24 protein-coding genes, 1 tRNA gene and 1 pseudogene are annotated in these 25,821 nt (G+C 68.3%); 9 read left to right on the top strand and 17 right to left on the bottom strand.

What is annotated here, in order from left to right; all coding sequences use genetic code 11:
• Nucleotides 1-75: 75 nt before the first annotated feature.
• Complete coding sequence (locus RIF23_RS18775; protein WP_310913907.1) at nucleotides 76-636, top strand: hypothetical protein; 561 nt, start codon at nucleotides 76-78, stop codon at nucleotides 634-636.
• 680 nt (nucleotides 637-1,316) lie between these two features.
• Here the strand turns inward: RIF23_RS18775 and RIF23_RS18770 are convergent.
• From RIF23_RS18770 to RIF23_RS18760, 3 genes are all read right to left on the bottom strand, one after another.
• Nucleotides 1,317-1,778, bottom strand: coding sequence for a VOC family protein (locus tag RIF23_RS18770; RefSeq protein ID WP_310913905.1), 462 nt, complete (start codon nucleotides 1,776-1,778; stop codon nucleotides 1,317-1,319).
• A complete protein-coding gene (locus RIF23_RS18765) occupies nucleotides 1,775-2,362 on the bottom strand; it encodes a DinB family protein (RefSeq protein WP_310913904.1) in 588 nt (195 codons plus the stop codon). Before RIF23_RS18765 ends, RIF23_RS18770 begins: the two co-directional genes overlap by 4 nt.
• Before the next feature lie 111 nt (nucleotides 2,363-2,473).
• Nucleotides 2,474-3,394 carry a LysR family transcriptional regulator gene (locus tag RIF23_RS18760; protein WP_310913903.1) on the bottom strand — a complete coding sequence of 307 codons (921 nt, stop codon included), beginning with the start codon at nucleotides 3,392-3,394 and terminating at the stop codon, nucleotides 2,474-2,476.
• Nucleotides 3,395-3,500: 106 nt separating this feature from the next.
• On the opposite strand from RIF23_RS18760, the gene RIF23_RS18755 reads away from it, so the two are divergent.
• Entirely contained in the window at nucleotides 3,501-4,934 is a 1,434-nt protein-coding gene (locus RIF23_RS18755; RefSeq protein WP_310913902.1) for an MFS transporter, read from the top strand.
• 284 nt (nucleotides 4,935-5,218) lie between these two features.
• Here RIF23_RS18755 and RIF23_RS18750 read toward each other — a convergent pair whose 3' ends face one another.
• From RIF23_RS18750 to RIF23_RS18740, 3 genes are all read right to left on the bottom strand, one after another.
• Nucleotides 5,219-6,418, bottom strand: coding sequence for a DUF418 domain-containing protein (locus tag RIF23_RS18750; protein ID WP_310913901.1), 1,200 nt, complete (start codon nucleotides 6,416-6,418; stop codon nucleotides 5,219-5,221).
• A 106-nt stretch (nucleotides 6,419-6,524) separates the two neighbouring features.
• Nucleotides 6,525-6,722 carry a hypothetical protein gene (locus RIF23_RS18745; protein ID WP_310913900.1) on the bottom strand — a complete coding sequence of 66 codons (198 nt, stop codon included), beginning with the start codon at nucleotides 6,720-6,722 and terminating at the stop codon, nucleotides 6,525-6,527.
• Nucleotides 6,723-6,742: 20 nt separating this feature from the next.
• Nucleotides 6,743-6,961 carry a hypothetical protein gene (locus tag RIF23_RS18740; protein ID WP_310913899.1) on the bottom strand — a complete coding sequence of 73 codons (219 nt, stop codon included), beginning with the start codon at nucleotides 6,959-6,961 and terminating at the stop codon, nucleotides 6,743-6,745.
• Between the two features lie 253 nt (nucleotides 6,962-7,214).
• Here RIF23_RS18740 and RIF23_RS18735 point away from each other — a divergent pair, with 253 nt between their 5' ends.
• A complete protein-coding gene (locus RIF23_RS18735; RefSeq protein ID WP_310913898.1) occupies nucleotides 7,215-7,385 on the top strand; it encodes a hypothetical protein in 171 nt (56 codons plus the stop codon).
• A gap of 148 nt (nucleotides 7,386-7,533) precedes the next feature.
• On the opposite strand, the gene arcC is transcribed toward RIF23_RS18735, so the two are convergent.
• The 7 genes from arcC to RIF23_RS18705 form a co-directional block, all read right to left on the bottom strand.
• Entirely contained in the window at nucleotides 7,534-8,451 is a 918-nt protein-coding gene (gene arcC / locus RIF23_RS18730; protein WP_310913897.1) for a carbamate kinase, read from the bottom strand.
• 16 nt (nucleotides 8,452-8,467) lie between these two features.
• Nucleotides 8,468-8,659, bottom strand: coding sequence for a hypothetical protein (locus tag RIF23_RS20930; RefSeq protein WP_456085744.1), 192 nt, complete (start codon nucleotides 8,657-8,659; stop codon nucleotides 8,468-8,470).
• A 29-nt stretch (nucleotides 8,660-8,688) separates the two neighbouring features.
• Nucleotides 8,689-9,216 carry a hypothetical protein gene (locus tag RIF23_RS18725; RefSeq protein ID WP_456085743.1) on the bottom strand — a complete coding sequence of 176 codons (528 nt, stop codon included), beginning with the start codon at nucleotides 9,214-9,216 and terminating at the stop codon, nucleotides 8,689-8,691.
• Between the two features lie 25 nt (nucleotides 9,217-9,241).
• A complete protein-coding gene (locus RIF23_RS18720; protein WP_310913896.1) occupies nucleotides 9,242-10,504 on the bottom strand; it encodes an arginine deiminase in 1,263 nt (420 codons plus the stop codon).
• A gap of 16 nt (nucleotides 10,505-10,520) precedes the next feature.
• On the bottom strand, nucleotides 10,521-11,990 hold the full coding sequence (arcD, locus tag RIF23_RS18715) for an arginine-ornithine antiporter (RefSeq protein WP_310913895.1): 1,470 nt from the start codon (nucleotides 11,988-11,990) through the stop codon (nucleotides 10,521-10,523).
• Between the two features lie 133 nt (nucleotides 11,991-12,123).
• Nucleotides 12,124-13,221: an acetate/propionate family kinase gene (locus RIF23_RS18710; protein WP_310913894.1), complete on the bottom strand. Its 1,098-nt coding sequence runs from the start codon at nucleotides 13,219-13,221 to the stop codon at nucleotides 12,124-12,126.
• Between the two features lie 23 nt (nucleotides 13,222-13,244).
• Entirely contained in the window at nucleotides 13,245-15,632 is a 2,388-nt protein-coding gene (locus RIF23_RS18705; RefSeq protein ID WP_310913893.1) for a phosphoketolase family protein, read from the bottom strand.
• A gap of 410 nt (nucleotides 15,633-16,042) precedes the next feature.
• Here RIF23_RS18705 and RIF23_RS18700 point away from each other — a divergent pair, with 410 nt between their 5' ends.
• The gene (locus RIF23_RS18700; protein ID WP_310913892.1) at nucleotides 16,043-16,204 is read left to right on the top strand and encodes a hypothetical protein; all 162 of its coding nucleotides are present in this window, start codon (nucleotides 16,043-16,045) and stop codon (nucleotides 16,202-16,204) included.
• A 32-nt stretch (nucleotides 16,205-16,236) separates the two neighbouring features.
• Here RIF23_RS18700 and RIF23_RS18695 read toward each other — a convergent pair whose 3' ends face one another.
• The gene (locus tag RIF23_RS18695) at nucleotides 16,237-16,623 is read right to left on the bottom strand and encodes a cation transporting ATPase C-terminal domain-containing protein (protein ID WP_310913891.1); all 387 of its coding nucleotides are present in this window, start codon (nucleotides 16,621-16,623) and stop codon (nucleotides 16,237-16,239) included.
• A 299-nt stretch (nucleotides 16,624-16,922) separates the two neighbouring features.
• Here RIF23_RS18695 and RIF23_RS18690 point away from each other — a divergent pair, with 299 nt between their 5' ends.
• Nucleotides 16,923-17,990, top strand: a complete 1,068-nt coding sequence (locus RIF23_RS18690) for an IS110 family RNA-guided transposase (RefSeq protein ID WP_310914007.1) — start codon at nucleotides 16,923-16,925, stop codon at nucleotides 17,988-17,990.
• On the opposite strand, the gene RIF23_RS18685 is transcribed toward RIF23_RS18690, so the two are convergent.
• Nucleotides 17,927-20,329 (bottom strand): HAD-IC family P-type ATPase, encoded by a 2,403-nt coding sequence (locus RIF23_RS18685; RefSeq protein WP_310913890.1) that lies wholly within the window; start codon nucleotides 20,327-20,329, stop codon nucleotides 17,927-17,929. The two genes, RIF23_RS18690 and RIF23_RS18685, sit on opposite strands and share 64 nt — an antisense overlap.
• Before the next feature lie 873 nt (nucleotides 20,330-21,202).
• Here RIF23_RS18685 and RIF23_RS18680 point away from each other — a divergent pair.
• The 3 genes from RIF23_RS18680 (at nucleotide 21,203) to RIF23_RS18670 (ending at nucleotide 22,787) form a co-directional block, all read left to right on the top strand.
• A complete protein-coding gene (locus tag RIF23_RS18680; RefSeq protein ID WP_310913889.1) occupies nucleotides 21,203-21,496 on the top strand; it encodes an SHOCT domain-containing protein in 294 nt (97 codons plus the stop codon).
• A gap of 302 nt (nucleotides 21,497-21,798) precedes the next feature.
• Nucleotides 21,799-22,065 carry a hypothetical protein gene (locus RIF23_RS18675; protein WP_310913888.1) on the top strand — a complete coding sequence of 89 codons (267 nt, stop codon included), beginning with the start codon at nucleotides 21,799-21,801 and terminating at the stop codon, nucleotides 22,063-22,065.
• A 212-nt stretch (nucleotides 22,066-22,277) separates the two neighbouring features.
• Nucleotides 22,278-22,787 carry a hypothetical protein gene (locus RIF23_RS18670; protein WP_310913887.1) on the top strand — a complete coding sequence of 170 codons (510 nt, stop codon included), beginning with the start codon at nucleotides 22,278-22,280 and terminating at the stop codon, nucleotides 22,785-22,787.
• Nucleotides 22,788-23,016: 229 nt separating this feature from the next.
• Here the strand turns inward: RIF23_RS18670 and RIF23_RS18665 are convergent, their stop codons facing one another.
• Both RIF23_RS18665 and RIF23_RS18660 read right to left on the bottom strand, forming a co-directional pair.
• On the bottom strand, nucleotides 23,017-23,643 hold the full coding sequence (locus RIF23_RS18665; RefSeq protein ID WP_310913886.1) for a class I SAM-dependent methyltransferase: 627 nt from the start codon (nucleotides 23,641-23,643) through the stop codon (nucleotides 23,017-23,019).
• A 553-nt stretch (nucleotides 23,644-24,196) separates the two neighbouring features.
• Nucleotides 24,197-24,281 (bottom strand) — tRNA-Leu (locus RIF23_RS18660).
• Between the two features lie 151 nt (nucleotides 24,282-24,432).
• Here RIF23_RS18660 and RIF23_RS18655 point away from each other — a divergent pair.
• Nucleotides 24,433-25,752: pseudogene (locus RIF23_RS18655) on the top strand (M20/M25/M40 family metallo-hydrolase); the annotation flags it as partial.
• Nucleotides 25,753-25,821: the final 69 nt, after the last annotated feature.

Genomic DNA, 25,821 nt, shown 5'->3' with positions numbered 1-25,821 from the left:
CGGGCCACAGGAACTGTGATCAACGAGGTGACGTCCGAGTATTACATATCCTGATGCATGACCGGAGGGGAGACAATGGAGGAGAGTCACTCGCCGGGAAGCGACGGTGCGACGGAGCGCGGGCCAACCTTCGATGTCCTGTGTGATTCTGAGATCATTTCCAGCGACACCGCGGAGGGAATCCTGGAGAATATCATCGGCGGCTATGTCAGCTTGGCGACGGAATCGGCCAGGGTTCGCGCCCGGACCGAGTACGCGGTGCATGCCCAGCAGACGGCGCAGCCCTTGTTGAATGCCGGAGAGCAGTTCGATCTGGTCACACCGCATGAGGCCGAGATCCTGCTTGCCAGTCAGGCCGTTCCACCACACGTTGCACAATGGTCCTGTCCCATCCCGTTGATCTTGGTCAGTACCTACTACGAGCCACTTGGTGTCTACGCACGGCCCGTGGTCGAACCGCCGGGGCAGGTTTGGTGGATCGACCCGTCCACCCCGCGATCTTTGCTCGTCACCCTGCACGGGCTCCGCTGGCTTGACCTGCGGGCGGCTGATGCCGCAATGACGGACGCCTCGCGCTATTGCCAGCCCTCCGGAACCAATGGATCCGCGGGATACTTCTGGCGAAGTTATCCGTGACCGAAGCGCGCCAGGGGGAGATCGGGCAGCGGTCAGCCCGCGGAAGTGCGTGTGTCTGCGGGGCATACCTTCCGTTCGCTCCAGGAAGCGAAGCGCTTCATGGAGTCCGAGATTGACCGCCCTGCGCGCGACCAGGTGCGCGACCTGGGCTCCGGTGTCGAACTGCGGACCTTCCCACTCCATTTCCCGGACGGCGGATTCACCAACGTTTACGACCTGACGTGGACGTCCGAATCGGCTCGGGCGATGGTCAACAACACGCCGCGTCCGGCTCCGGCTGCCGAGTCGGCGGATCGACGCCCTGGCGGTTGCCAATGCGGGGTTCTTTGTCCTCGCCGACAGTGCTTCCGGCCTACCCAAGCAGGCCAGTCTCGACTTGGCCATCACGGACAGCCGTGTCGTAAGCCTTCCCGTGGCCGATCGCGCAGCCCTGGTGTGCCGTGACGGCGTCCTCGCCCTGGAGACGGTTGCGGCCAGGGGCTCGGCAACGTCAACGGAACCCAGGTCACCTGGGTAGGCCGCGTCACGGCTACCCGGAACTCACCGAGGAAGCCGGTACGCGGACACGTGTGATGGCGACTCGGCGGTGAACTCGGCTTCCCGCCAGTCGGCCTCCCGTGTCTCCAGGTCGGGGCCGACCAGCTGGGTCATGAGGTCAGTTCGGCGGGCCAGACGTGCCGTCAGTCCAGGCAGAACTCGTTGCCCTCGGGGTCGGTCATCACGATGAAGCCGCCGCTCAACGGTGGCTCGGGCTCGTGGCGCCGCACCCGCCGCGCCCCCAGCGCGACGAGGCGGTCACACTCGGCCTCCAGCGCCGTCATGCGCTCCTGACCCTGCAGGTCGGGAGCCACGCGGACGTCGAGGTGGACCCTGTTCTTGGCGGCCTTCTCCTCGGGCACCCGCTGGAAGAAGACCCGAGGACCGCTACCGTCCGGGTCTTCGATGGCCGACATCGATTCGCGCTCCTCCTCCGGGACACCGATCCGCGCGAGAAAGTCGTCCCACGCTGCGAACGGGTCCGCCCCTGCGGGCAGGTCGACTCCGGGCGGGCTCGGGTGCACGTAGCCAAGGGCGTCGCGCCAGAAGGCCGACAGCGCCCTCGGGTCGTGGGCGTCGAAGGTGATCTGGATGCGCCGGCTCATCGGAGTGCTCCCCCAGCGGCGGACGACGTGTGCAGGTAGAGGTCCCGCAACAGGCACACCTCGGCAAGGTGGTGAATCAGCTCACGCTGGATGTGCAGCACAAGATCGGCCATGGGTGCCTGCGGAAAGGGCTCCCGGTCGCCGACCGGGGCGCGGAGTCCGGCATCGCCGAGGCCCCGCACCCCCTCCAGCCAGACGTCGAGCTGCGTTTCGAGCTGCTCGAGGGCGGTGGCGGCGTCGCCGGCGTACGCCCAGGTCTGGTAGCTCGCCGCCGGTGCACCGAAATGGGCCGCGTTGCGGACGGCGAGGACGCCGACGATGACATGACCGAGGCGCCAGGCGATCGTGGTGAAGGGCGGCGGGTCCGGCTCGGGGTGTGCGTAGTCGATCGTGAAGTCCCCGGCTCCAACCTGCAGGGGCGCCGTCGAGCTGCCGCGCGGCCGCACACTCCAGGCGTGGGGCACCGGAGACCAGAAGTACTCGTCGTCGGTGAGACCGCGGAGCCGTTCCCGGAGCTGATGGTTCCAGTGGAACTCCCAGTGCTCGCGCAGTGTCCTGTTCCAGTTCGGTTCATGCGCATCCATGGGGACATCTTCATCGCCGTGGCGGACGGGACTGTTCCGCCATTATCGCGGGCACGGTGGGCGGTGCGGACGTGACACGCGGCGACGAGCGGGGTGCCACGGAACGGCTGCTCACCCTGCGGTTGCTGCCGTCAGCGTGCGTGAGATGTTCTGCACGGCGGTGACGGCTGCCGCAATGCGGGGGTTGTTGTGCGAGCCGCGGCGCAGTGCGAGCAGGATTCTGCGCCGGGGTACCTGGCCTCCGGTCAGGGGGACCTGGACCACCCTGGGGTGGGGGACCGTCATGGCGATTCGGGGGACGGCTGCGATGCCGAGGCCGGCGGCCACCAAGGCCGTGGTGGCGGTGAGCTCCTGTGCGTGGTGGGTCACGCGAGGGGCGTAGCCGACCGCGCGGGTCGCGGCCAGGAGCTCGATGTAGGCGTCCTGGTGGGCATGTCCGGAGACCCACTCCTCTTGGGCCGCGTCCTCCAACCGCACCTGGTCCGCGGCGGCGAACCGGTGCTCTTCGGGCACGAGCAGGTCGATGGGGTCGTCGAGCAGGCTGAGCACCTCGACGTGGCTGTCCGCGATATGACTGGTGGGCTCGTCGGCCACGAAGAGTCCCAAGTCGATGGTCCCGGACTCCAGGGCGGTGCGCACCTCGCTGGAGTAGATCTCCTTGATGACGGGTTCGAGCATCTGATGCTGGTCTCGCATGCGGAGCAGGGCAGGGGTGAGGATCGACGGGATCGCCGTGGGGAAGCCTCCGATGACAACCGGCCCGCAGAGCTGTCTGGCCGCGGCAGTAGTGTCGCTCAGCGCCACCTCCCACTGCGCGTTGAGCTTGCGGGCATGGGCGACCAGGCGCTGACCCGCGGGGGTCAGCCTGACGCGGCGGCCGTGGCGTTCGAGCAGATCCAGGTCCAGCTCCGTGGCCAGTTCCCTGAGCTGTTTGGAGACACCGGACGGACTGCGGTACAGCGCTTCCGCCGCGGCGGTCACGGTTCCGTACTCACACACGGCGATCAACAGGCGCAGTCGAGCATCGATCATGCACTCATGGTGCATGGATTCGGTGAGAATTTGAACCTGGACGCCAGTGTTTGTAGCCCCTAGGACTGGAGTGCGTTCCTGATCCCCACACTGAGCGGCGTTCACGATGACCGATGCGACATCCCGCGCACCCCACCCCAAGCTGCGCGGGGTTCTGGTGCTGTTCGGCACGGTGATGCTCGTCGGTGGCACGGACATGACCAAGATGGCCGTGGCACTGCCGGCGCTGACCGATGCCCTGTCCCTGGACACGGTGCAGACCCTGTGGATCGCCGACGTCTACGCGCTTGCTGCCGGAGCTGTTCTGGTCCCCAGTGCCGTGGCAGCGGATCGCTTCGGCCGCAAACGCATCTACATGCTCGGCCTGAGCGTGGCCGTCGTCAGTGCCGTACTCGGGGGACTGGCAGCGGCTGGCCCGGTGCTGATCGCCGCGCGGGTCGGGCAGGGGATCGGGTCCGCCCTGCTGATCGTCGGGACGGTCGCCATCATCCGAGTGTCGTTTCCCGGGATTCGGTCGCGGGCCTTGGCCTACGGGGTCTGGACCGCCGGGTTCAGCACCGGCTCCGCGTTGGGGCCACTGCTCGGTGGGGCTCTCGTGGAGCTGACCGAGTGGCGATGGGTGTTCTGGGTCAACGTCCCGATCCTGCTGGTCTGCCTCGTCGCGGCTCAGATCGTGTTGCGGGAGTCGACGAACCCCGACCCGCCGAGCCTCGATGCGTTGAGTGCGGGACTGTCGGCCGCAGCCGTCGGGCTGGTCATCATTGGTTTGAAAGTTGTGGCCCGACCGGAGGCAACCCAATGGTTCGGCCCCGCGGCGATCGCCACCGGAGTCGCTGCCACGGTGCTGTTCCTTGTCCGGCAGTTGCGTCTCCCGCGCCCGTTCCTCGACGTACGCCTGTTCACCAACGGTCTGTTGGCGAGCGCAACAGTGGTCATCGCGGCAACCGTCGGGGTGTTCAACGGCACGCTCTACCTGCTGACCCTGCAGTACCAGATCGTCGACGGGCTCTCGGCCATCGCGACCGGAATCGTGCTCCTCCCCCTGGCGGCCGCGATGGCAGTCGGTGGGCTCGTCGGTCCCGCGGTGCAGGGCTGGTTCGCCCAACAGCATGTCATTGTCGGAGGCCTGCTCATGGTCGCGGCCGGCCTGTTACTGGTAGCCACCGCCCCAGGACCCGGTGACCTGGTGGGGATGCCTCTTCTCGGCATGGGAGCTGGCATCGTCATGGCGATCGGAGCCAATGCCCTGATGGGCAGCGCGCCGGAGAACCGCACCGCGGACGCGGGAGCCATCCAGGAGAGCGCCTTCGCCCTGGGCGGCGGCACCGGTATCGCGGTTCTCGGGATCATGGCTATTCACCATGCCCCGCCCGCCGCGGTTCCCTCCGCAGCGGCGATCTACGGGACCGGTGCCGAGGCGACCCTGGAGATCGCCGCGTTCTCCTACTCGTGTTTCGTACTCGCCGCGGGCATCGTTCTTCTGCGCACCACCCGAGGCCGAAACCGCGGCGAACCGCGCGCTGCGAGAGCCCGACGGTAGGCGAACCCCTGGGCAGTGGCCGCATTCGTGTCGCCCACGTCGTCGCGACGGCGCCGCACCAGTACCTCGTCGGCCGCCGGGTGGACCTGGCCCGGTGCCAGCGCCAGAGCGTGTGGCCGGCTCCAGACCAGCCAGGAGGTGGACGTGTTGATGTTGTCGGACGAAGTACCGCGTGCCAGACGGACCGCCTCCCCTGGAGGGGCCTATCGCAGTGCTTCTCATCTCCCCTGCTTCATCCAAGTTCGCCATCCGGCCACCTCCACACCGCACCGGTGGCCCGAGGCTCACCCTCGGTCCGCCGATGTCGGGACGAAGCGGGTCCCGGAGTAGGTGAACCTGCGCAGCACTGTCTCCGCCGGACCGCGGTAGCGCGAGCGGCGCATGAGGTCGGCCACCACCACGGTCAGGCACCAGGTGGCCGCCCCCACAACAGCGGCACCCGTGACGCTGATCGTCGCGCTACCCCCGAAGAAGTACGGCGCGAACACCACAGCGAACACGGCGGACTGGGCAAGGTAGCAGCTCAACGAGCGCTGCCCGACCGCCTCGATCGCGGTGGTGACGGGCCCGCGCCGGTCCTGTAGGCGAGCCGCGAGGAGGGCGATCACGGCCGCCCACCCCAGCCCTCCGGCCCAGCCGGTCACGTCGTGCACCACGGCAAGGAGGCCGGCGGTGGTGGCCGAGGCGCCGGTCCACAGCTCCGCGACGATCAGCGCGTCCGGGAGCCCGCCGGCGAAGGCCGTTCCGAGTCCGAGAACGGCGGTCCACCTGAGCAGCACCCGATGCCGAACAGGCTCGTCCAGGATCCGACGCCGCGCCGCCCAGATACCGAGCAGGACCATGGCCAGAACCACGGTCAGCAATGTGAACGGGGTGTAGAGCGCCCACTCCTGGATGCGCTCGACCATGGCCCGCCCGAGGTGCTCCTCGGTCAGTGAGGGCGCCTGGGCTCCGCCTCCGTCGAGGTCGTCCGCGAGAAGGATGGTGAGGATGGCGCTGAACATGAGCGAGGCGGCCATCATCGCGCCCGCGGTCCACAGCAGTATGGAGTCCCGCACGCGGAGCATGCCCACGAAGAGGAGGAGCGCGAGGCCGTAGGCTCCGAGAATGTCCGGCGTGAGGACCAACGCCGCATGCGCCAGGCCGATCGCCAGCAACCACCAGCCGCGCCGCCGCAGTAGCCGGCGAGCCTCCGCCCAGTCGCCGTCCCGCTCCTGGAGCCGGCGCATGAGCTGCACCATGCCGTAGCCGAAGAGGATTGCGAACAGGGGGATCGCCCGGCCGCTGATGGTGGTGAACTGCACCAGCGCGATGACCTGGTCAGCGACCGAGCGCACCACGTCGGTACCGGTGAGGAAATAGTTCGCGTTCACCAACGCGATGAACAGCAGCATGAACCCCCGTGCCAGGTCGGGCGCGAGCGCCCGCGCGGAGCCCGACGCCGGGATCGGTGGGCTCTCGATGGTCCCGTCGCGTGCACTCATCGGCTTCCTTCCGCCACGTGTCGTGTTCCAGAGGCGGTAAAGAAGCTACGGATCGGGGTGAGCCCCCTCAATGGCCCTACTTGTCCACTTCACGGTGGGGCCAGCACTACCGCGCGAGGGAGGATGACGCGCTGGCACAGAGCGACATTGCGTCCCCGTGCGGGAAGTCCTCAGCGGCCTCGTCCCAGTCGTCGTGCTCTAGGCCGAGGCCGTGGCGCGCCAGGTGATCCCCGCCCCACAGCCCGGAGACCAGGATGTCCAGCCGTCCCTGCTCGGCGTCGATCCGTTCCGTGAGCCCACGCACCTGCTCCGGCTCCAGGTGGTTCACCCGCAGCGCGGTGCCGGAGCCCCCGCCGCGGTGATCGCCTCCACTGTGCCCTCGATGGTCTCCGGCCGGCCCACCTCGGAGCGCGTCCCACCGGAGCTGCGCCCCGTCACGTACACATGCGCCCCCGCGCGGGCCAGCTCCACCGCGATCGCCCGACTCGCCCCCCGGGTGCCCCCGGCCACCAGTGCCACGCGTCCGTTCAGGTCCATCGTCATGCGACCAGGTTCGCAGCGAATCCTGCCACCCTCCGGCAGGATTTTCGCGGGTCGACGATCCTGCCCCGCACTGCGAGCCCACACCCTCCCGCCCTCTCTTCCGTGGATCGTGCTGTCACCGCTTCCGAACGCGGCCATGCGCGGCTCGGCGACTTCGCGCCAGACCGAGACCCGGCGACCGTCGACAGCCAGCGGCGTAGTCCGTCCGGGCGCACGGCGGGGACGGCGCTGTGCTCGGCCACGCGGCCACGACGTGGCCAAGGCACCGGCCTATCGCACTCTGGCCGAGATCCAGGAGTTGCGTTGGGTGTGCTTCACCCTGAGCAAGGCGGCCACCCGCCCGGGGGCCGCCGACGAGGCCCGCCACCGCATCCGCTGCCTGCGCGGCGGCGTTCCCCGCCCCTGGACCTGGGCTGCGTTCTGACCTCCAGGATTCCGCGAAAGCAGGGTGGTCCTGCGCTGTTCTCGCCCTCCACCATCAGGCCTACGGCAGCCGGTGCCGGGGCGACGTGCACCACTCCACCGCAGTTGCCACCGTGAGCTGGGCGTCGTGAGGGTGCTGGCGGGTGTTGCTATCCCGCTGGCTGTGGGCCTACCCGGGTACCGGCCTTGTCGGTGACGATGTCGGCGATGTCGGTGAGCGATCCGATGACCGCCTCTCTGCCGGTACGGCTCGCGAAGCCGCACGCCGCTTCGACTTTCGGGCCCATCGAGCCGGCCGGGAACTCCAATCGGGAGAGTTCCTCCGGGGTGACTCGGCCGAGCCGGGCCTGGCGCGGGGTGCCCCAGTCGGTATAGACACCGTCGACATCGGTGGCGACGACGAGCAGATCGGCATCGAGCTGCTCGGCGAGCATGGCGGCGGTGAGGTCCTTGTCGATGACGGCCTCGACACCGTGCAGCATCCGGTGGTCGTCGTACATTGTGGGGATTCCGCCGCCTCCGGCGCAGATCACGATCGTGCCCTGGTCCAGCAGGGTACGGATTGGCCGCATGCCGACGATGCGCTGCGGTTGGGGACTGGCCACGACCCTGCGGAACCGGTCGCCGTCCGGGGCCATGGTCCACCCGTGGGCGCCGACGTGTCGCTGCGCTGCCTCGCGATCGTAAACGGGCCCGATGGGCTTGGTGGGGTACTGGAACGCAGGGTCGTCGCGGTCCACCACGGTCATAGTCAGCAGCGTGGCGAGCTGCTGCCCGGCGGGGAGCACGTTGCCGAGCTCCTGTTCAAGGACATAGCCGATCATCGCCTCGGTCTGGGCGCCCAACACATCGAGTGGATAGGGGGCGACGTCGGCATAGGCCGCGGCCTGCAATGCGAGCAGGCCCACCTGGGGTCCGTTGCCGTGAGTGAGGACGATGTCGTTGCCCGCAGTGACGGCGGCGATGCAGCCGGCCGCACGGCGGATGTTGGCCCGCTGGTTCTCCGCGGTCATCGGCTGGCCGCGCCGCAACAGCGCGTTGCCCCCCAGAGCGATAACAATGCGCATGACCCGCCACCCTCTCTCAGCCGAGCTCGGCCACACGGGCCGCCTTGATCGTGTGCATGCGGTTCTCCGCTTGGTCGAAGGCAATGTTGGTGGGGCTCTCGAAGACGTCGTCGGTGATCTCGATGCCCGTGGTCAGGAAGGAGTAGTGCGCGGCGATCTGGGCGCCGACGCTCGTGTCGGTGCTGTCGAAGGCGAGTAGGCGGTGCATTACCGTCATCCATGCGTTGTCTGCCCCCTCTACGAGCGTGGTATTGACCTGGTGCGGCAGCAGCCTCCCGGTAAGATCCCCACGCCTCCACAGGCTCGCCCATCCATACCCCCCACGTCGGTGTGGAGGGAGTCGACCTCGTGCACGGCTTGTGACGGGTCGTCGGTGAGGCCGTTGAAGACCGGCACAGCGGGGTAGTGGGCGAGCTCCTCGACGATGTGCTGCCCGGCACCGCGGTAGTCGATCGCGTCGTACATGCGGCCCAGCACCCGTGCGGTGTCCTTGCTTGACTCCTGATGACCGATCTGCGGCGACACGGGGCCGAAGTCGGTCACGTGAGCGCCTTCACCGTGGGCGGCCACCTCGAACGCACGGCGCGTGCGGGTGGAGGCCTTCTCGAAGGTGAGGACGATCTTCTCTCCCGCGAGCCTGTTCCCGCCGAGTCCGGTGCATTTCGCCCGCTTCAGGTCTTGGGCCGGGTCGAGTAGGCAGTGCAGGTCGCGGTCGGCGTGGTGGATCAGACTGAGCAGGCCGTGGTTGCGGGGGTGGACGGGCATGGGTGCTGTCCTTGCGTGGGCGGGGTCAGCTGTAGAGCGGGTCGCGCAGGATGGGGCAGGTCATGCAGCGGCCGCCGCCCCGGCCGCGGCCGAGTTCGCTGGCGTCTATGGTGACGACCTCGACTCCGGCTTTGCGCAGCGCGGTGTTGGTGAGCACGTTGCGGTCGTAGCCGATGACCACCCCCGGTTCGATGGCCACCACGTTATTGGCGTCGTCCCACTGTTCGCGCTGGACGCCGTAGGTGTCGCCGGCGGTGGTGATGAGGCGGAAGTCGACCCCGAGAGCCTCGCTGAGGGTGGGGACGAGTCCCTTGTCCTCTCGGCGGATGTCCACTCCGGACGGTGCGGCGTCGTCGGGGCGCAAGCTGAAGGGCACGATCGCGTCGACGATCGGGGCGTAGGCCGTCACGACGTCGTAGTCGCAGAAGGTGAACACGGTGTCCAGGTGCATGGCGGCGCGGGACTTCGGCAGGCCGGCGATGATGATCCGCTCGGCCGCGCCGGCGGAGAACAGCCGATGGGCGAGTTTGGTGATTGCCTGGTGCGAGGTGCGTTCGCTCAGCCCGATAAGGACGATGCCCCGGCCGATCGGCATCACGTCGCCGCCTTCCAGAGTGGCCGCGCTGTGGTCGCGAGGCACGCCATCGGGGTCGCCCAGCCAGACGTCGTACTTCTCGTCGGCGAAGTCGGGGTGGAAGTTGTAGACCGCCGTGGTGAGCAGCGTCTCCTGGCGTCGGGCCGTCCAGTACATCGGATTGAGGGTGACCCCTCGGAAGATCCAGGAGGTGTTATCGCGCATGAACATCGTGTTGGGCAGCGGCGGGAGCACGAATCCCTCAGGGTCGAACTCGCGCAGTGCCCGTAGGAAGTCGCCACCGGCGTCGCCAGGGACGTCCTGGTAGGACACGCCGCCGATGAGGAACTCGGCGAGCTCCGCGGCGGGCAGCTCGTCCAGCCACGCGCGCAGGTCGAGGCGGAGGCCGGTGCCGACGAGGTCGTCGGTGACCTTGCGGTCCAACACCCAGTCGCGGGCGTGTCCCATCGCCATGACATCGGCTAGGAGGTCCGGCAGTTCGAGTACGTCCACACCGCGGTCGACCATCTTGGCGACGAAGTCGAAGTGGTCACGCCGCGCCTGCTGCAGCCAGATGACATCGTCGAAGAGCAGTTGCGCGCAGTTGTTCGGGGTCAGTCGCTGGTGGGCTAGGCCTGGTGCGCATACCAGGGCGCGCCGAAGTCGCCCGGCCTCCGACCACACCCCGATGCGGGCGTCGAGTGGGTTCATCATTCCGCCTTTCCGCGGTTCACAGGACGGTGAGGTTGCCTGTGGTCATGACTGCGACGGCCACCGCGGCGACCAGAGCCACGCCGACGACGATGACCCGCTCGGGGGCGGTGAAGAACGGCAGACGGTTCTTGCGCCGCGCCCAGAGGTAGAGCGGCGTGCCGGCGAGGTAGAACACGGAGGCGGTAAGGAGGTACTCCCATCCGCCCGCGTAGACCAGCCACACCGCATAGGCCACGGCAATCGCCCCGACGATGAGGTCGCGGGTGCGGCCGTTGCTCGACTTGTAGGTCTCACCGCGGGCCGCCAGCAGCAGCTGGTAGGCCGCGGACCACAGGTAGGGCAGGAGGATGAGGGAACTGGCCAGGAGGATTAGGCTGAGGTAGGTGCTCTCGTTGACCAGAGTCCACAACAGCAGTGCTTGGGCGCACAGATTCGTCAGCCACAGGGCGTTCGCCGGAGCCCCGTGGGTGTTCTCGGCGGCGAGTGCGCGCGGCATCACGTTTTCCAGGGCGGGCAGCCGCAGGATCTCCACACTGAGGAGCACCCATGCGAGCAGGGCGCCCAGAAGCGAGACGATGAGCCCGAGCGATATGAACACCGCTCCCCAGTAGCCCACTTCGTTCTGCAACACTCCGGCCATCGACGGGTCCGGAACGCCGGCAAGCTCAGCCTGGGCCATGAGGCCGTAGGAGAGGAGACTGACCAGCAGAAGCAGGACAAGCACACTGACGAAGCCGAACACGGTAGCCGCCCCGACCGCCCTGCGGGTGGCGGCGCGCCGGGAGTAGATCGCGGCGCCCTCAATGCCGATGAACACCCATACGGTCACCAGCATCATGTTTCGGACCTGGGTCATCGTGTCGCCGAGCGGTGCGCCGTCGATCAGGGTCTGTTGCCCCCAGAAGTCGGCGGCGAACAGCCCGGCCTGGAAGCCGACCGCTGCGATGGCGATGAAGACGAGAATCGGCACCACCTTGGCGATGGTCACCACGACGTTGACGAATGCGGCCGTGTGCACCCCGCGCAGAATCAGAAGGTGCACGGTCCACAGCACCACCGACGCGCCGATGATCGCGGGCACCGTGGCGCCGCCCTCAAAGCCGGGAAGGAAGTAGCCCACGGTCGAGAACAGCAGCACCAGATAGGCCACGTTGCCGATCCAGGCCGACACCCAGTAGCCGAAAGCTGAAGTGAATCCGATGTAGTTGCCGAATCCGGCGCGGGCGTAGCCGTAAACGCCGCCGTCCACATCGGGTTTACGCCGAGCGAGCGTCTGAAAGACCAGCGCGAGCATCAGCATGCCAGCGCCGGTGATGAGCCAGCCGATGAGCAGTGGGCCAGGCGCGGCGTTGACGGCCATCTGGGAGGGCAGGGCGAAGATGCCGCTGCCGATCATCGATCCGACGACGAGCGCCGTCAATGCGGCTACGCCGAGTCCGGCTCTCGTTCGGGGTTCAGTGGGCGTCAGAAGATCTCTGGTGGACATGGTGTGCTCTCCCCGTTTCGGGTGGCGCCAGGCCTGGGATGTGCCCAGCGTTTCTCAAGCTAACCAGGGGTATTACGGGACGGATGGAGCCTTTCGGGCTGCGAGTCCGGCCGAAAGGTCCCGGCTTGTTGGGTCACTGATTCCCAGCAGCGAGCAGGCGGCGGACCCCGTGGGCGATCTGGAGGTCTTCTCTGCTGGAGACGACGAAGGTGCGGCAGGCGGCACCGGCGGCGGTGATCTCCTGGTCCGCCTGTGCACTGGCATTGGCCGTCGCATCCACAGCTGGCCCGAGGAATGCCATGTCGCGTACCGCCCCGGCGCGGATGGTGGGCTGGTGCTCGCCCACCCCACCGGTGAACACCAGAGTGTCGAGCCCGCCGAGGGATGCGGCCATGGCCGCGATACCCGCGCGGAGCCGGTGCAGATACACCTCCACCGCGCGTTGGGCCCGGTCTCGGCCTGCGTCGGCCTCGCGCAGCACGGTACGCATGTCGGGGCTGCCGGCCAGCGCCTGCAGGCCTCCCCGGCGGTGCAGCCCGTCGGCGAGCTCGTCGAGGTCGAGCTTTTCTTCTTGAAGCAGCCACAGCAACATTCCCGGATCAACGCTGCCAGTCCGTGTGGCCATCACCAGCCCTTCGTCCGGCGTGAAGCCCATGGTGGTGTCGCGACAGCGTCCGTCTCGCACGGCCGCGAGGGAAGCACCCGCCCCCAGGTGCGCAACGACGAGTCGCCCGGGGTCCTGGCCCAGGAGTTCTGCAACCCGTCGGGTCGCGTAGGCGTGGGAGAGTCCGTGGAAGCCGTAGCGGCGCAGACCGTGGTCGCGACGCCAGGATTCGGGCACGGCGTAGGTGGTGGCCGCGGCGGGCAGGGTGGCGTGGAATGCGGTGTCGAAGCAGGCGACGGCCGGGAGGTGCGGGGCGGCACCGGTGGTGGCCACGATGCCGGCCAGCGCGGCGGGTTGGTGCAGGGGGGCGAGCGGTGCGAGGCGTTCCAGCCGGGCAAGGACACTGTCGTTCACGACCACCGGATGCCGGAACTCTGCACCGCCGTGGACGACCCGGTGGCCCACGACGTCAGCGGCGGGGAGCTCGCTCAGGGCGGCGGCCATCGCGTCGTGCAGGCTGCCTCCGTCGGTCGGGGCGAGGTCGTGTCGGGCCAGCAGCGTTTCCGAAGAGTCCAGCACACGGAGCTTGACGCTGCTGGAACCGGTGTTCACTACGAGGATCCGCATCGCGACTCGCCTTTGGTCGGTGGTCAATGTGGCCAGGTCCATTCGCGGATGTCCGGGGCGTCTTCGCCATGGGTGCGGGTGTGAGCGCGGCAGCGCAGGCGCTCGTCGGCCATCCGCTGGCGCAGGTGGGCGGCGCGCGGGGCCAGCCCTGGTACCCGGTCGATGACGTCCATGAACAGGTGGAACCGGTCCATGTTGTTGAGCATGGTCATATCGAAGGGGGTGGTAGTAGTCCCCTCCTCGATGTAGCCGCGCACGTGGAGGTCGGGGTGGAAACCGCGGCGGTAGGTCAACCGGTGGACGAGCCAGGGGTAGCCGTGAAACGCGAAAATGGTGGGGGTGCCCGGCGGGAATAGGGCGTCGAACTCGCGGTCGGACAGCCCGTGGGGATGCTCGGTGGGGGACTGCAGACGCATCAGGTTGACCACGTTTACCACCCGCACACGCAGGTCGGGCAGGTAGCGGCGCAGCAGGTCCGCGGCGGCCAGCGTCTCCAAGGACGGAACGTCTCCCGCGCAGGCGAGCACCACATCGGGGGTGGACCCCTGGTCGGTGCTGGCCCACTCCCACAGCCCGATCCCGCGGGTGCAGTGCGCCTCAGCCGCCTCGATCGGCATGAGGTTCAGCTGGGGCTGCTTGCCGGCAACGATGACGTTGATGTAGTTGCGGGAGCGCAGGCAGTGGTCAGCAACGCTCAGCAGCGTGTTGGTGTCGGGAGGAAGGTAAACGCGGATGACTTCGGCCTTCTTGTTCACGACGTGGTCGAGGAAGCCGGGGTCCTGGTGAGTGAAGCCGTTGTGGTCCTGGCGCCAGACATGCGAGGTCAGCAGGTAGTTCAGCGAGGCGATCGGCAGCCGCCAGGGGATGGCATTGGTGGCCTTCAGCCATTTGGCGTGCTGGTTGAACATGGCGTCGACGATCTGGATGAACGCCTCGTAGCAGTTGAACAGCCCGTGGCGACCGGTCAGTAGATAGCCTTCCAGCCATCCTTGGCACAGGTGCTCGCTGAGGACCTCCAGGACGCGCCCGTCGGGGCTCAGGTGCTCGTCGGTGTCCACGGTGGCGGCGTTCCAGGCCTTATCGGTGACGTCGAAGACCCCGCCGAGGCGGTTCGAGGCGGTCTCGTCCGGTCCGAAGAGGCGGAACCGGTCGGGATTGGCGCGCATCACCTCGCGCAGATGGTCGCCGAGCACCCGGGTAGCTTCCGCCGTGGTGGACGCGGGAGTGGGGACCTCGACGGCGTGGCGGCGGAAGTCGGGGATCACGAGGTCGCGCAGCAGGAGGCCGCCGTTGGCGTGGACGGTGGCGCTCAACCCGCGGCCCTCGGCCGGCACCAGGGCGTCGACATGGGAGGTCGGGCGCCCGGCCTCGTCGAAGAGGTCCGCGGGGCGGTAGCTGCGCAGCCAGGATTCCAAGGCGCGCAGCTGATCGGCGTCCTCGCGCACCCGGGCCAGCGGAACTTGATGGGAGCGCCAGGTGCCCTCCACGGGTAGGCCATCTGCGGTGGCGGGACCGGTCCAGCCCTTCGGGGTGCGCAGCACCACGACCGGCCATTCGGGGTGGGCGCGGCGGGTGTGCCCACGCGCCTGGTCCTGGATCTCCGCGATCTCGTCGAACGCCCGGTCTACAGCCGCAGCCATCTGCTGATGCACCTCGGCAGGGTCGCTGCCGGAGACCACGTGGGGCCGGTGGCCGGTGCCTCGCAGGTAGGCGAGCAGTTGTTCCTCGGGGATACGGGCCAGGACGGTGGGGTTGGCGATCTTGTAGCCGTTGAGGTGCAGGATCGGCAGCACGGCGCCGTCGCGTGCGGGATTCAGGAACCGGTTGGAGTGCCAGCTCGCGGCCAAGGGCCCGGTCTCGGCTTCGCCATCCCCGATGACGCAGGCCACCACCAGGTTCGGATTGTCGAACGCGGCCCCGTAGGCATGGGCTAGGGAGTAGCCCAGCTCGCCGCCTTCGTGGATGGAACCCGGGGTCTCCGGGGCGACGTGGCTCGGGACGCCACCCGGGAAGGAGAACTGGCGGAAGAGCCGGCCCATGCCCGCAGCGTCCCGGGACACCGCCGGGTAAACGTCGCTGTAGGTGCCATCCAGCCAGGCGCAGGCCAGGGCGGCCGGTCCGCCATGACCCGGTCCGACGACCCACATGATGTCGGAGTCGCCTTCGGCGAGCCGGCGGGACAGATGGGCGTAGATGAGATTGAGTCCCGGAGTGGTGCCCCAGTGGCCCAGCAGCCGCGGCTTGATGTGCTCCGGTATGAGGCCGTCGCGCAGAAGCGGGTTGGCCTGCAGGTAGATCTGCCCGACCGACAGATAGTTCGCGGCCCGCCAGTAGGTGTCGACGCTTCGAAGGTCGGTCGAGGTCAACGGGTGAAGCGCGGGCTGGCGCTGACCGGTTGCTGTGCCGTGCATGGGCACGTCCCTCCAGAGGGTGGTGGCAGATCGGTGTTCGCTGAGCTTCAGCTCATCGCCCCGTGCGGCGTCTGGCTAGGGGCCGAGGACCTGGGGCGGAGGTGCGAAGGTCACGGATGGCGCGATGGGGTCGACCTGAGGTGCAGTACCCACGGCGAGGGCGAGGATGGAGTTCGCCCTGGCAGTAGGCCGGACCGTGACCCGGTGGGGCTGCAATCCAGGCGCCGATGCCGTGGGCTCTGCAGGTGGTACCACGGGAGGAAGGAGGGGAGAAGGCCCCGGAGGGAAGGGTCTCATGCCTCTGACAGGCCCCGTCGGGGCTGCTTAGTGTGAGCGTAGCGGCCCCGACCGCCGGAGAGTGCCGATGCGCGTCACCGTCCGTGAGCTGATGGCGACGACGGTCGCGTCGATTGAACCGTCACGACGTTTGTGGGGTGATGGGTCCGGACGAGTACCACGACGGCCATCCGGATGGTGGCGAGCCCGGCGTGGACAACAATGCCTACACCAACATCATGACCGCGTGGCTGCTTCGGCATGCCTTGGACATCCTGGACTTGCTGCCCCGATGACCACCGAGGGTGTGCCCGCAGATGACTGCCGATCAGTCCTCTCGCTGTAGCCGCTTCGCCACCGCGACCACGGGAACGGTGAGCACGGCGATGGCCAGGATCTGCAGCCACACCCCCACACTGAGCGGGGCGGTGCCGAACACGCTGTTCATCACGGGCACGTAGGTGATGGCGAGCTGGCAGAGCAACTGCGCAGTGACACCGACGATGATCCAATGGTTGGAGAACAGTCCGACGCGCCAGGCCGAGTGCGTCAACGATCGGCAGCTGAACAGGTAGAACACTTTCACCATGACGAACAGGTTCAGCGCGGCGGTTCGCGCCTCCTCCAGGCTTGCGCCACCTGCCAGCTGCAACTGGAACAATCCCCAGGATCCGGCGACCAGCAGAGTGGAGACCAGCAGGATCCGTACAATCACTGTGAGTCTTGGGGTGGCTGGTCTGGGACTGGCCGGTCAGAGTAGGCATCGGTCGCTTCGGCTCAGGTCGTGACTCATACAATCACTGGCCCTGTCTGGGTGCGCTTCGGTGGACTTGTCCGTCCTGGAGTCGGAGCGGCCGGCGCCGCCCTGGCCCACCTCGGTGTCCTGATCAGGAGATTGCCCGACCGTGAAGTCGTGGCCCGTCACAGTGCTGCCCCGAAGTGACTTCCCCCAGGCCGGCGACGGCCGCAGGCGGCCGGACCGTGTTCCTGGAGCAGGAAGGGCTTGCGACCACCGTGACCATCGTCGCGCACAACCATCCGTTCGTCATCGGGGTGGACACCCACGCCCGCACCCACGTCCTGGCGATCCTGACGGCCACCGGGCAACGGGTCGATTCGGCTGAGTTCCCCACGAGCAAGGCAGGCATGGCCCGCGCGCTCGCCTGGGCCGCCCGCCGCACGGGCGGCGACCTTGCCGCCCTGTGGGTGATCGAGTGCACCGCAACGTTTGGCGCCCAGCTCACCCACGCCGTGGCCGGGGCCGGATACGAGGTCCTGGAGGCGCCGCGGATGAACACCCGCGCCCACCGTGGGGTCGGCAAGTCCGACCCCCTGGACGCGCGCAGGATCGCCGAGGCCGCCTTGCCGCTGGAGGAAGACCAACTGCGGCACCCGCGCCATGGAGACGGTGAACGCGCCGCACTGCGGGTCCTGGTGGCGGCCAGAGACCACATGACCGGCGAACGCACCGCAGCCGTCAACGCGCTCACCGCGCTGGCGCGGGCCGTCGACCTCGGCGTTGACGCTCGGCGGCGGCTGAGTAACCAGCAGATCGTTGAGATCTCACGCTGGCGCACCCGCGACGAGCCGCTGGCCGCCGCGACCGCCCGTGCTGAGGCGGTGCGTCTAGGCAAGCGGATCGTCGCTCTCGACGACGAACTGGCCGCCAACCAGGAGACGATGGACACCCTGGTGCGCTGCACCCCCGCGACCGGCCTGCTGGACAAGGTCGGGATCGGGCCGGTCACCGCAGCGGCCTGCCTGACCGTCTGGTCGCACCACGGCCGGGTGCGCTCAGAGTCCGCCTTTGCCTGTCTGGCTGGAGTGAACCCGATTCCCGCATCGTCGGGCAACACGGTCCGCCACCGGCTCAACCGGGGTGGCGACAGACGCCTGAACCGCGCCTTGCACATGGCGACCATCACCCGCATGACCCACGACCCCGCCACCCGCGAGTACGTCGAACGCCGCCGCGCTGAAGGGCGCACCACGAAGGAGATTCGACGCTGCCTGAAGCGCTACCTCGCCAGACAGATATACCGGCACCTCAACACAACCGGCGCCTTGTCGCTACCCACTTGACGAGACATAGGAGAGTCCACCCGGGTGAGCAGCGGCTGCTTCGGGTCGCGCGGCGGGCGGGTCACGATCCCGGCCTCTTTGGGTTCGAAGGCCAACATCAGGCCCAGTGCGACGGCCGTGGTCATGTTAATCCACAGGATCTGGGTCGGCATGATCGGCAGCGCGGCACCAAACAGGATCGCCAGGAGAATGACCAGTCCTTCGCCGACGTTGGTCGGCAAGATCCAGGTGATGAACTTGATGAGGTTGTCGAAGACACCGCGCCCTTCCTCGATGGCGGCCTCGACACTGGCGAAGTCGTCGTCGACGAGTACCATGTCGGCAGCGTCCTTGGCCACCTCCGTGCCGCTTCGGCCCATGGCCACGCCGATGTCCGCCTGACGCAGCGCGGGCGCGTCGTTCACACCGTCTCCGGTCATCGCGACCACGTGGCTTCGGGACTGCAGCGCCTCTACGAGCCGCAGCTTCTGCTCCGGTGAGACACGGGCGAAGACGGCCGTGACATCCACCACCTGCGGCAGTGCCTCCTCCGGCAGTGTGTCCAGGTCAGCGCCGGTCAGCACGCTGTCGCAATTCTGGTCCTTGAGCAGTCCGAGCTGTGACGCGATCGCGGTGGCGGCATGGTCGCCGGTGATCATCCGTACGGAGATGCCCGCGGTGTGGCAGGTGGCCACAGCGGACACCGCCGCGGCGCGAGGCGGATCGAGCATGGCCTGCAACCCGGTGAACACGAGTGAGCCCGGCGACGCCTCCTCGTCGAATTCGGTGGCGTCGGCGTTGAGCCGGATGGCGGTGGCTAGGACCCGCAGCCCGCGCTCGGCCAGATCGTCTGCCGCCTGTAGCACTGCGGCCTGGCTCAGCGGGCGGCGGGCACCGTCAGCGTCCATCTGGGCGCTGCACAGGGCGAGAATTCGCTCGACCGCCCCCTTGGCCACGATCACCTGTCCGGTAACGCCCTGCGTTGCGGTGTCGTGGTGCAGGGTGGCCATGTAGCGGCGCTCGGAGCTGAACGGGATCGTCGCCGAGCGCGGCAGCAGCTCATGGACCCGTGCGGAGTCGAGCCCCGCCTTTGTGGCCACGACTATCATCGCCCCTTCGGTGGGGTCCCCGACGATGTTCCAGCCAGCGTCCTGTTCGGCCAGTGTGGCGTCGTTGCAGGCGGCACCGGCCAGCAGATTCCACCGCAGCGCGTGGTCCGCCTCCAGGGACACCGGTGCGCCGTGGCCGTCGAGAAGGCGGCCGTTGGGGGCGTAGCCGGATCCGGTGACGTCGTAGCGGCCGTGCACAGTCCACAGGGCGCGCACGGTCATCTGGTTCTCCGTGAGAGTTCCGGTCTTGTCCGAGCAGATGACCGTGGTGCTTCCCAGGGTCTCCACCGCCGGCAGCCGGCGGATCACCGCGTGGCGTCGCGCCATCCGGGCCACACCGATCGCCATGGTGATCGTGACCACGGCCGGGAGTCCTTCGGGGATCGCGCCGACCGCCAGGGCGATCGCCGCGGTAAACGTCTGCACCGCGTCCTGTGCGCGCAGCAGACCGATGGCGAAGGTCACCGCGGCCAGACCGAGGATGGCGACGGTCAGGATCCTGCTGAACCGGGCGAGCTTGCGGGTCAAGGGGGTGGCCAGGGCGTCGGCGGTCCTCACGAGCCGGTGGATCTCGCCCAGCTCCGTCTGCGCGCCGGTGGCGACCACGATCCCGGCGGCGCCGCCCGCAGTGACCAAGGTGCCCGAATAGGCCATGTTGCGCCGATCCGCCACGGTAAGCGCCCCAGGCAGAACCTCCTCATGTTTGGCAACCGCGAGGGATTCACCGGTCAACGCGGACTCGTTCACCCGCAGGTCCACCGGCCGCATCAGCCGGACGTCGGCGGGTATCTTGTCACCCGCCTCCACCAGGACGAGATCGCCGGGGACGAGCTCGGCGGAGGGCACCACCTGTGTGCGGCCGTCGCGGATCACCGTGGCCCGTGTCAGGACCATCGACCGCAGGCCTTCCAGGGCAGCCTCGGCTTTGGCCTCCTGGATCAGTCCGACAATCGCATTGACGAGAATCACCGCGATGATCACCCCGGAGTCGATGTACTCCCCGAGCGCCGTCGTGACGGTGCCGGCCGCGAGCAGCACATAGATGAGGGGGTGGTGGAACTGGCGCAGGATGCGCAGCACCAGCCCAGCGCCTGTGGAGACGGGCAGGGTGTTCGGACCGACGCGTGTGAGGCGTTCGGCCGCCTGGTGGTCGGTAAGCCCGTGGTGGCTATCTCCGTCCAGACGCTCCACCACCTCGCGCACCGTGAGCCCGTGATGCGCGGTTCCTGATATGGACGCTTCAGTGGACATCAGGTGGCCCCGCCCTGGGCGGGGCCACCCCGGTCCCCGGGGTGGGCGCTGGGGACACAATGGAGGTAGCTGACTGCTCGCCTCATGTGCGCCCCTCCCTCACGGTGAACCGACGTCCCCCAGCATTCCGGTACCAGGGGCGGCTGGTGAGAGTCGGAAGTCCCCTCGAGTGGGGACCTGCGGCCGCTTGGCCGGCCCCTGGCCAGTGGGCAGGCGATCCGTGCGCGGCCTGTGCGGTCGGTGCGGTGTCCCCGGCCTGCAGCAAGACTGGCGGCTGGCGAGGGTGCTTAACCAGGCGGGACGTTCCTCCATCCGGTACCGATGGCTCCCACCAGCCGTGTTGAGCGACTGGGGCTGCGGGTTCGGTCAGCGATCCAGCCCGACGCGCTGAGGCGGGATGTGAACGCGTTATGGAACTCAGTTCTCGAGCGTGGTGGGAGCTGTTCCACGGCATCCTGCTGGCCGCCGGTGGCGGTGTCCGTGGTGACCTGCTGGTTCTTTGCGCGCTCGTCGATGCCGGGGCCGCATACGTCGGGGTGTCCGCCCAGTTCTCCACGATGAACTGCGTTTGCCAACGCGACCGGAGGAAGCGCTGCCCCGGACCCTAGCCACCGGGGAGACCGCCGTGGTTACCCCGGATCGATCGACGGTAGTCCACGAACGGGGCCGCCCCTGACGAGCCGAGGCCAGCACGGTACTGGCGAACGGCCGCCCCGAGGATCCGACGCTTCGATTCTGTTCGGTCGTGCCGCCGCAGACCGTGAGCGTCTACCGCTCGGCCTGGGACTTCTGCCCTCCGCGGGTCAGGCCTTTGGCCCGTGTTCGCTGCGACGTGTGGCAGCCAGGATTGGAAGCACAGGAGGGGAGCTGGCGATGATGTTCTGGTATGACGGTGTGATGGGGGGCTGGGGATACGGCCTCATGAGCATCAGCATGGTGCTGTTCTGGGCCCTGGTGATCGTCGCGATCCTTGCCTTGGTGCGTTCCACCACTCGGGCTCCACAGCAGGCGGAATCACCGCCGTGGCACCCGTCCACTCCGGATCAGGCCCTGGCCGAGCGCTTCGCTCGAGGCGAGATCGACGAGGCGGAGTATCTGCAGCGCCTTGAGGTGCTGCGTGCCCAGGCGTCGTCCGCACGTTCTGAGCCGGGGAGTTCGGCGGGGTAGACGTGGATGGCCGTCGCCGCACACGGTCCATGGCCGCTGGTGGACTTCAACACCGCGCTGTTCGTGTTCTTCGCGGCTCCCCGCGCACCCGGCGCGGCTAGCGGGCGGCGGGAGCGTTCACCGCCTGTCTGGTTGCTCTGGTCACGGAGATGTATGGGATTCCGCTGACTGTCTGCCTGCTCGGGGGCTGGCTGGGATCTGCCGATGAGCCCGCAACGGAGCCCGAGGTGCCGCCGCAGCCACCAGCAGTGGGACCGGTTCCTCCTTCCCGATGCGGTGTCCCTTTTGTTCGGAGGTCGGGGATGCGGCGCCCCCGGTGGCGTGGCTGGTTGCGTGCCGCAGTGCTGGTGGCGCTGCTGCTCGGCGTTGGAAGCATGCACACGCCGGGTCACCTGCACGGGGCGGCGCACGGGCATACCGCTCACGGCACGGCGGCCCTGACGGCACCGGCGGCGCCACCGGGCGCGGGGCCATCCCTTCCCGCCATGGATCCGACGTCGATGTGTCTGGCGATCGGCACGTTCGCCATCGCGCTGCTGGGCCTCACCGCTGTGGCGTTCACCCGCTAACCCGATCCCGTCTCACCGCCGCGCACGTTGGGCATGCTGCGCGCGGCGATGTTGCGCTGGGTGTACTTTGCTTTGAGCAAGGCGGCCACCCGCCCGGGGGCCGCCGACGAGGCCCGCCACCGCATCCGCTGCCTGCGCGGCGGCGTTCTCCGCCCCTGGACCTGGGCTGCGTTCTGACCTCCAAGGTTCCGCGGAAGCAGGGTGCCTGCGTGGTGCTCCCGCCATCAGGAATACGGTGGCCGGCAGGCATTCGGCAGGGGCGGTGTGCCCCCTGCCGGCGCTGCCCCGGGCTGCGCGCACCTGTACTTCGCCCCGGATGGAGTCGCCAGAACGCCGCGCTCGGGGCCGGCGCCGACCCGGGCCTCGTCACCGAGGGGATCAAGGAGAGTCAGGCCCAGGGCTCGGCCGCCCAGGACACGCTGGACCGAAGCGACCAGCCCACACGCCGGATGGGCAAGGACGACATCACGACCATCGTCAACGCACTCGGCAACACCGCCGACGTGCTCCACGCAGCCGACCCCGCCGACAAGGCCGAGGTCTACACGGAGCTCGGGCTGCGGCTGCGCTACCAACCCGTGGAACGCACAGTGCGAGCTGAGGGGAACCTCAACTCGCACGACATGTACAAAGGTTCGTGTCCGAGGGGGACTCGAACCAAGACCCTACAGAGCCCTGGCAGGCTGACCCTGTCCACGTCCTTCGCGCTGGAGGGGCGGTGATCTGCGATAAAGGCTTCCGCTGCAGCCGGTGGGCAACCATCGCCGGAGGAGGTGCTCCGTGAAGGGCTACAGGTCGGCGTAGACCTGTGGCGGAGGTGGTCTGCCAGCCGCGGCTCCACCAGTGCCCGCCTGGACCGTCGTCCCGGCGCTCAGCTCGTGTGCCTGGTCGGCCCTCCACGCTCGGCCCATCGGCGAGGGCGCCGCGGCGCAAGGGTCGAGGCTCGCGTGGTCATGGGGTGTCGGCCCGGTGGCCGAGGACGTTGAGGAACGGTGAGTACTTGCCTTGGCTCGCCCAGACCTCGTCGACCACCCAGCCCGAGTCGTTGACGACCGCACGTAGCTCCGGTTCCCGCCAGTCGGTTCGGTGGTACCGCGCTCCGGTGCTGCCGATTTCCCGTGTGTTTGCGTCGCCTTCGGTGACCGAGAGGAAGATCGGGCCGGCTGGCCCGGTCACGTTGGCCAGCCGGGTGAGCACCGTGGGTAGATCGTCGCGGTCCACGTGCATCAGGCAGGCTTGAGCCCAGACGGCGTCGTATCGCCGGCCTGGATTGTGCGGATCGTCTAGGTCATCGGTAAGTGGGTCCAACAGGTCAGCCTCGAAGCCCTGTGCTCGGAGGATCTTGACGAATCCGGGGGTGACGTCGGTGCGCCGCACGCTGAGCCCGTGCTCCTCCAGCGCCCGAGCATCCCGGCCGCCGCCGCTGCCGATCTCCAGGACCCGTCCCGACCCCGCGAGCAGGCTGGCGAACCGCGCGCATGTGGTGCGGATGGAGTCGGGCAGGTGAGCCGTCTCGGTGGCATAGTCCACGGCCGCGGCGTCGTAGGCCGCGATGGTCTCCTGCTTGAGGCTGTCCACAGACACATCCTCGCAGGACCCTGCGACAGGATGGTTCCGTGACCGGCAACGCATGTGTCGGTGCTGGAAGCCCTTGGGTGCAGAGTGGGGGTGGCGCAGGCGGCGGCCGACGAAGTCGCGAGGGCGGGAAGGCCACTTCGCGCATCGTCCGGCTGCATCCGCCTGTTTCCAGCCGAGGCAGTTGGCACGTGGCTCGGTGTTTGACGCGGCCGGGGTGGGTGTGCTCGATGGATTCGTGACGCAACGTTCCCCGCCCCTGACGTACCCGCGCAGGCCGTGGCCTGCCACACGGTTGGGGCCGCGACTCGACTACGACCCGGTCCGCCGCTCGCTGAGCACGGGCACGGAGCAGGACAGGATCGTCCTCCGACTGTAACCCCGGTTACTCCGGCAGCCCCACAGGCAGCCCACCGAGTCGAACCCCCATGGAAGGTCATGCGGCATAGCTGAGTTTGAACGCGGGCTGTTCGCGGACGTCACCAAGAAATCCCAGGACATGGAGCCCTGGGACCGAAGTGCTGTGCATCTCTATGCGTTGCAATGCATATCTACGTGTCCGAGGGGGGACTTGAACCCCCATGGCCTAAGCGGCCACTAGCACCTCAAGCTAGCGCGTCTACCTATTCCGCCACCCGGACGTGTGCCTGGCGCGTGTCCGCACCGGACAGCTCAACGATAGCAAATATCGGCAGTGGGACGTACATCGGCGGGTGGGCCGCCCGGGCTGGCCGAACAGGAGCTGGTAGCGGGACCATGGCAGGAGTACGGACTTGGGAGGAGCACACGGGTATGGCCGAGGCGGGAACGACGCCGCAGACCGCGCAGCAGGAGGTCGTGGACCTCTGCCGCGAGTTGATCACCATCGATACCTCCAACTACGGAGACCATTCCGGTCCCGGGGAGCGGGCGGCGGCTGAGTATGTCGCTGGGAAGCTCGCCGAGGTCGGGGTCGATTCCGATATCTACGAGTCGCACCCGGGGCGCAGCAGCGTGGTCGCCCGGATCTCGGGCACTGACCCCACGCGGGCACCGCTGCTCATCCACGGCCACCTCGACGTGGTGCCCGCCAATGCCGCCGACTGGACGCGGGACCCGTTCGGGGGGGAGATCGCGGACGGCTGTGTGTGGGGTCGGGGTGCCGTCGACATGAAGAACATGGACGCCATGGCGTTGGCCGTGCTGCGGGAGCGCCTCCGCCAGGGGCGCCGTCCCCCGCGGGACATTGTGCTCGCGTTCCTCGCCGACGAGGAGGCTGGTGGAACGTGGGGCGCCCAGTGGCTGGTGGCCAAGCATCCGGAACTCTTCGCCGACTGCACCGACGCGATCAGTGAGGTGGGTGGGTTCAGCCTCACTGTCGACGACTCCCGGAGGCTGTACCTGATCGAAACCGCCGAAAAGGGCATCGCCTGGATGCGGCTGACTGCCGAAGGTACCGCCGGGCACGGATCCATGGTCAATCGCGATAATGCCGTCACCGAACTCGCCGAGGCCGTGGCGCGGCTTGGCCGGCACGAGTTCCCGGTCCAGCTCACCACGACGGTACGCCAGTTCCTGGAGCAGGTCTGCGAGGCCTACGACATTCCCTTCGACGAGAACAACGTGGAGGCCACCGTCGCCCGCCTGGGGCCGGTTGCCAGCATGATTGGTGCCACCATCCGTAACACCGTCAACCCGGCAACACTTACCGGCGGGTACAAGGTCAACGTCATCCCGGGAACGGCCAGCGCCGAGGTCGACGGGCGGTTCCTGCCCGGGCAGGAGGAGGAGTTTTTCGCCCAGATAGACCGGCTGCTCGGCCCCAAGGTGTCCCGGGAGTTCATCCGACACCTACCCGCGGTGGAAACCGACACCGGGGGTGGCCTGGTGAGTGCGATGGGTCAGGCGTTGGCCGCCGAGGATCCGGGCGCCCAGGCGGTTCCCTACTGCCTGTCCGGGGGCACCGACGCCAAGAGCTTCGACCGGTTGGGTATTCGCAACTACGGCTTCGCGCCGTTGCGGCTGCCCCCGGAACTGAACTTTGCCGGGATGTTCCACGGGGTCGACGAACGAGTTCCGGTGGACGGGCTCCAGTTCGGTGTGCGGGTTCTGGACCGGTTCCTCGATCTGAGCTACGGAGCGGGCTCGACGCTGCGGAGAACGGTGGCCCAACAGTGGCTGGCCAGGGCCGATAATCGGCCC

Source organism: Lipingzhangella rawalii, from assembly GCF_031628175.1.
Classification (GTDB): domain Bacteria; phylum Actinomycetota; class Actinomycetes; order Streptosporangiales; family Streptosporangiaceae; genus Lipingzhangella_A; species Lipingzhangella_A rawalii.
The sequence above is the reverse complement of the archived record's forward strand: the minus strand, read 5'-3'. Positions and strand labels throughout refer to the sequence as shown.

Bases quoted from the DNA above. Each gene is read 5' to 3' on its own strand.
- RIF23_RS18725 (WP_456085743.1), bottom strand. From the start codon at position 9,216: ATGCCCGTCCACCCCCGCAACCACGGCCTGCTCAGTCTGATCCACCAC.
- RIF23_RS18675 (WP_310913888.1), top strand. From the start codon at position 21,799: ATGCGGCGCCCCCGGTGGCGTGGCTGGTTGCGTGCCGCAGTGCTGGTG.
- RIF23_RS18685 (WP_310913890.1), bottom strand. From the start codon at position 20,329: ATGTCCACTGAAGCGTCCATATCAGGAACCGCGCATCACGGGCTCACG.
- RIF23_RS18755 (WP_310913902.1), top strand. From the start codon at position 3,501: ATGACCGATGCGACATCCCGCGCACCCCACCCCAAGCTGCGCGGGGTT.
- RIF23_RS18710 (WP_310913894.1), bottom strand. From the start codon at position 13,221: ATGCGGATCCTCGTAGTGAACACCGGTTCCAGCAGCGTCAAGCTCCGT.
- RIF23_RS18705 (WP_310913893.1), bottom strand. From the start codon at position 15,632: ATGCACGGCACAGCAACCGGTCAGCGCCAGCCCGCGCTTCACCCGTTG.
- RIF23_RS18760 (WP_310913903.1), bottom strand. From the start codon at position 3,394: ATGATCGATGCTCGACTGCGCCTGTTGATCGCCGTGTGTGAGTACGGA.
- RIF23_RS18770 (WP_310913905.1), bottom strand. From the start codon at position 1,778: ATGAGCCGGCGCATCCAGATCACCTTCGACGCCCACGACCCGAGGGCG.
- RIF23_RS18775 (WP_310913907.1), top strand. From the start codon at position 76: ATGGAGGAGAGTCACTCGCCGGGAAGCGACGGTGCGACGGAGCGCGGG.
- arcD (WP_310913895.1), bottom strand. From the start codon at position 11,990: ATGTCCACCAGAGATCTTCTGACGCCCACTGAACCCCGAACGAGAGCC.
- RIF23_RS20930 (WP_456085744.1), bottom strand. From the start codon at position 8,659: ATGCACCGCCTACTCGCCTTCGACAGCACCGACACGAGCGTCGGCGCC.
- RIF23_RS18750 (WP_310913901.1), bottom strand. From the start codon at position 6,418: ATGAGTGCACGCGACGGGACCATCGAGAGCCCACCGATCCCGGCGTCG.
- RIF23_RS18720 (WP_310913896.1), bottom strand. From the start codon at position 10,504: ATGATGAACCCACTCGACGCCCGCATCGGGGTGTGGTCGGAGGCCGGG.
- RIF23_RS18740 (WP_310913899.1), bottom strand. From the start codon at position 6,961: ATGACGATGGACCTGAACGGACGCGTGGCACTGGTGGCCGGGGGCACC.
- RIF23_RS18680 (WP_310913889.1), top strand. From the start codon at position 21,203: ATGATGTTCTGGTATGACGGTGTGATGGGGGGCTGGGGATACGGCCTC.
- RIF23_RS18765 (WP_310913904.1), bottom strand. From the start codon at position 2,362: ATGGATGCGCATGAACCGAACTGGAACAGGACACTGCGCGAGCACTGG.
- arcC (WP_310913897.1), bottom strand. From the start codon at position 8,451: ATGCGCATTGTTATCGCTCTGGGGGGCAACGCGCTGTTGCGGCGCGGC.